This window comes from Mesorhizobium sp. M7A.F.Ca.US.014.04.1.1 (assembly GCF_003998745.1).
GTDB lineage: Bacteria > Pseudomonadota > Alphaproteobacteria > Rhizobiales > Rhizobiaceae > Mesorhizobium > Mesorhizobium ciceri.
Genome location: NZ_RZRW01001184.1, coordinates 1 through 896 on the forward strand (window position 1 = coordinate 1; position 896 = coordinate 896).

An 896-nucleotide genomic window follows, 5' to 3' on the forward strand; every position below is an offset into this window, starting at 1 on the left:
TTCTCGCCCTGGGCGTAGATTTCCGCGCCTGCGGGATAGAAGCTGAGTGGTTGCAGCAGTGCGGGCTCAAAAGCCTCCGGCAGGTTGGGCTGGGCAGACCGTGACGGCAGCGAAATTCTGAAGGAGGTGTAGGCGTGCATGGCTGTTTTCCCGTTTTATCCGTGACACAGCAATCGCGCGAATCCGCGGGTCGCGAAATTCGGTTATGTCCCTACGGGAAACTACCTAGAGCCGCTCCTCCTGAATCGGTCCAGCGCTGGTCGCCGCAGTGAAGAAAGCTATTCACTTGCTTCGCGGCCCGACACCTGCTGGATCAAGATACGGAAGAAAACGTGGGGTGCACTGTCCGACACCGCAGGCATAAGTGGCTTGAGGGCGCCGGGCTCCCACCAAGCGGCGTGCTTGCTCAACATCGCCCATGCATGGTCACGCTCGAGCTTGTGGCCAATCCGGTCCGGCAGTTCCTCATAACGGCCATCGACGACGACGCTTCTCCAGCCTCGGCCCTGGCCGCGTTCACCCACCTGGACGGACACCAGGGGATTGGCACGCATCCAGTCGATCTTCTTGCCGGGCATGGAAAACGCGTAGAGATGATTGTCGGCGTGCGCATAGTGCACCGGCACCACGTAGGGCTGCCCACCCTTCGCGCATGCCAGATGACCGACACGGTTGGCGGTCAGCAATTTCGTGCATTCCAGGGCGGATAATGTGCGGATCAGCATGTGTGATCTCCTGAGTCTATTGGTCGTCCAACAGACTGTTGGCCCAGCCGCCGGAGCTGTCATTGATCGCAATCAAGGCAGCTTGCCGCTCGTCCGCAGCGGCATAGGCGGCAATTTCGTAAATGATTTAAATCAAGGCGCTGCTTGCCGCTTCCCCAGATCATGGGGAGA

At 59.6% G+C, this 896-nt stretch carries 1 protein-coding gene; it reads right to left on the reverse strand.

Annotation, left to right across the window (positions count from 1 at the left end; genetic code table 11):
- Nucleotides 1-278: 278 nt before the first annotated feature.
- Entirely contained in the window at nucleotides 279-725 is a 447-nt protein-coding gene (locus EOA22_RS35450; protein WP_013525374.1) for a pyridoxamine 5'-phosphate oxidase family protein, read from the reverse strand.
- Between the last annotated feature and the right edge of the window lie 171 nt (nucleotides 726-896).